Genomic DNA, 2689 nt, shown 5'->3' on the forward strand with positions numbered 1-2689 from the left:
CGCACCCCCTTGGCAAGCCCCCGCCCCCGAGGCACGTTGCCCCTAAGGCCCGACGGAGACGCACACCCCGGCCAAAAGAGGAGCGCACCCGACATGACAGCGAAAATCCTCATCGTCACCGGCGACGCCGCAGAGTCACTGGAGGTCCTCTACCCCTACCAGCGCCTCCGCGAAGAGGGCTACGACGTCCACATCGCCGCCCCTACCCGCAAACAGCTCCAGTTCGTCGTCCACGACTTCGAACCCGGCTTCGACACCTACACCGAGAAACCCGGCTACACCTGGCCCGCCGACCTCGCGTTCTCCGAGGTGGACCCCGGCGACTACGCCGCCGTGGTCATCCCCGGCGGCCGAGCCCCCGAGTACCTCCGCAACGACCCCGAACTCCGCAAGATCCTCAAGTCGTTCTTCGACTCCGACAAGCCGGTGGCCCAGATCTGCCACGGCCCCCTCCTCACAGCGGCGATCGACAGCCTCCGCGGCCGCCGCGTCACGGCGTACCCCGCCCTGGAACTCGACATGCAGGCAGCCGGCGCCACCTTCCAGGACACCGAGGCGGTGGTCGACGGCACCCTGGTCTCCTCCCGTGCCTGGCCGGACCACTCCAGCTGGATGCGCGAGTTCCTGACGGTACTGAGGGCGAAGGCACCGGTGACATGACATCCGCGCACCACCCGGACGCCCCGGCCAGCCGGCCGACGTAGCTCCACGCCCGGGCCGACCCGACCTCACCACCGGGCACCACACCACCATGCCCGGCACCGCACCGCACCGCGCCCGGCACCGCACAGCGCTCTACGCCGCCAACCGCTCCGCCTCCGCGACCGCCTCCCCCAGCGTGTCCACCACCGGCACGCCCACCTCCTCAAGGCTCGCCCGGCTGTGCGACCCCCCGGTGTAGAGCACGGCCCGCGCCCCCACGTGCAGCGCCGCCACCGCGTCGTCGGCCGCGTCCCCGATCACCACCGTGCGAGCAGGGTCCACGCTCACGAGCGCCTCGATGTGCCGCACCATGTGCTCGACCTTGCTGCCCCCGGACGGCCCGGTCCGCCCGTCGACGCGTATGAAGTGCTCCTCGATCCCGAACCCCCGCACCAACGGCACGAGTTCGTCATGCACGTACATGCTGAGGATCGACTGGCTGCGCCCTGCCGACCGCCACTCCACGAGCAGCTCCGACGCCCCCTCGGTGAGCCCGCACCTCACCCGGTGCTCGGTGTAGTACCGGTGGAAGGTCTCGTCCATGACCTCCCACTCGGCGTCGGTCGGCAGCCGCCCCAGCAACCGCTCGTAGAACTTCGGCACCGGCACGCAGTACAGCGCCCGGTACTGCTCCATCGTGATCGGGTCGAGTCCCAGCTCGCCGAAGGCCGCGTTCGTCGCCCCGATGATCGCGTCGTTGTCGTGGAACAGCGTCCCGTTCCAGTCCCAGACGATGTGTGCCCCTACCTGCTTCCCCATGCCAAAAACCGTACCCGCCACCACTGACAATCAAGAGAACAGCAGGTCAACGGGTCAGTGGAGAGCGGTGGCGGGCCCCCGGCTCAGTCCGCCGGCCCCACCAGGTTCGGGATCTCCTGGGTGGCGTACCAGAGCAGCTCGTGATCCTCGGCCCCGTCCACGACGAACTGCGCGTCGTCGTCCCCGCCGTCCGCCGCGGCCAGCGCCTCGGCGGCCGCCGCCACATCCGCCTCCGCGTCGTCCGAGTCGACATGCACAGCTGCGGCCTTGGCCAGCGCCACGCCCCCGGCGATCCGCACCTCGCCCAGCGCCGCCGGGTCCAGCCCCCGGTCCGGGTCGGCGACGGCAGTCCCGTCCGGCACGTCGACCGCGACCACGACCCGGCGCCGTACCGCACCGCCGTCCGCCGCCAGCAGCCGCAGCGAGGCGAGCGCGGCCCGGTTCAGCGCCGCGTACTCCAACTCCTCGATGTCGTCGGAGAGGTACCACTCGCGCAAGGCGGGCGTGACGGCGTACGCGACGAGCGGCTCGGCCCCCAGTTCGCCCGTCTTGTACGCCTCGGCGAGACCGGGGAGGGTCAGGGGGACGTAGACGCGCATGACTGACCGCTTTCGTACTCGTGAGGCTCCGCAAGGACCCGGCGAGGAGCGGGCGGGTCCCGCACCTCCCGGAGGGCCTTCAGGATACGTGCGGGCGTCCCCTTTCGAGTCCCCTTCACCCCCTGGCCCGGCGTCCACCCCGGTCCACGGATTCACCCGGTGCAGACCCGTCATCACGGCCTTCCGCCAGCCCGCATCACCCGGATAAGTGAAGATTCCGCCCGCCGGATCAGAGTCCCCGCTTCCTTGCTTCCGGCGCCCGGAACCCCGTACAAGATCACCGACCTCGAAGTTACCGACCGGTATCCAACGGACTCACCGAAACGGGGACCCCATGAACAAGGTCATGACCAGGACCCAGCACCGCCCCGGTACCCGCCCGCCGAGCCGCCGCGACACCCGCCGCCCCGGCGGCGCCCCGCCCCCCGACTGCTCACGCGCGGCCCGCGCGGGACTCCGGCGACTGCTGTGAATCCGCGCCCCGGCAGGGCCGCGCCCCCCCGCGCCCCCACGCCCCCCCGGCGCGCTGGCCGGCGGCGGCCGCGGCGGTGTACGCCGCCCACACCGGATCCGGCTACACGAAGAACGGGCCGGAGGGCTCGCCGCGCGACGTGTCGAAGTTCTACACC

4 protein-coding genes are annotated in these 2689 nt (G+C 71.5%); 2 read left to right on the forward strand and 2 right to left on the reverse strand.

Annotated features, from left to right (window positions below; translation table 11 throughout):
• Positions 1-93: 93 nt before the first annotated feature.
• On the forward strand, positions 94-660 hold the full coding sequence (locus L0P92_RS43745) for a DJ-1/PfpI family protein (RefSeq protein ID WP_234768695.1): 567 nt from the start codon (positions 94-96) through the stop codon (positions 658-660).
• Between the two features lie 135 nt (positions 661-795).
• Here L0P92_RS43745 and L0P92_RS43750 read toward each other — a convergent pair whose 3' ends face one another.
• Together L0P92_RS43750 and L0P92_RS43755 are read right to left on the reverse strand one after the other, a co-directional pair.
• Positions 796-1461: an HAD family hydrolase gene (locus L0P92_RS43750; RefSeq protein WP_234768696.1), complete on the reverse strand. Its 666-nt coding sequence runs from the start codon at positions 1459-1461 to the stop codon at positions 796-798.
• Between the two features lie 83 nt (positions 1462-1544).
• A complete protein-coding gene (locus L0P92_RS43755; protein ID WP_234768697.1) occupies positions 1545-2060 on the reverse strand; it encodes a DUF6912 family protein in 516 nt (171 codons plus the stop codon).
• 334 nt (positions 2061-2394) lie between these two features.
• Between L0P92_RS43755 and L0P92_RS43760 the strand changes: the two genes are divergently transcribed.
• Positions 2395-2532, forward strand: coding sequence for a hypothetical protein (locus tag L0P92_RS43760; RefSeq protein WP_234768698.1), 138 nt, complete (start codon positions 2395-2397; stop codon positions 2530-2532).
• The last annotated feature ends 157 nt before the right edge of the window (positions 2533-2689 follow it).

Source organism: Streptomyces muensis, assembly GCF_021474425.1.
GTDB lineage: Bacteria > Actinomycetota > Actinomycetes > Streptomycetales > Streptomycetaceae > Streptomyces > Streptomyces muensis.

What these genes read in the sequence shown, in the direction of transcription:
- L0P92_RS43745 (WP_234768695.1), top strand. Translation starts at nt 94, where the DNA reads ATGACAGCGAAAATCCTCATCGTCACCGGCGACGCCGCAGAGTCACTG.
- L0P92_RS43750 (WP_234768696.1), bottom strand. Translation starts at nt 1,461, where the DNA reads ATGGGGAAGCAGGTAGGGGCACACATCGTCTGGGACTGGAACGGGACG.
- L0P92_RS43755 (WP_234768697.1), bottom strand. Translation starts at nt 2,060, where the DNA reads ATGCGCGTCTACGTCCCCCTGACCCTCCCCGGTCTCGCCGAGGCGTAC.
- L0P92_RS43760 (WP_234768698.1), top strand. Translation starts at nt 2,395, where the DNA reads ATGAACAAGGTCATGACCAGGACCCAGCACCGCCCCGGTACCCGCCCG.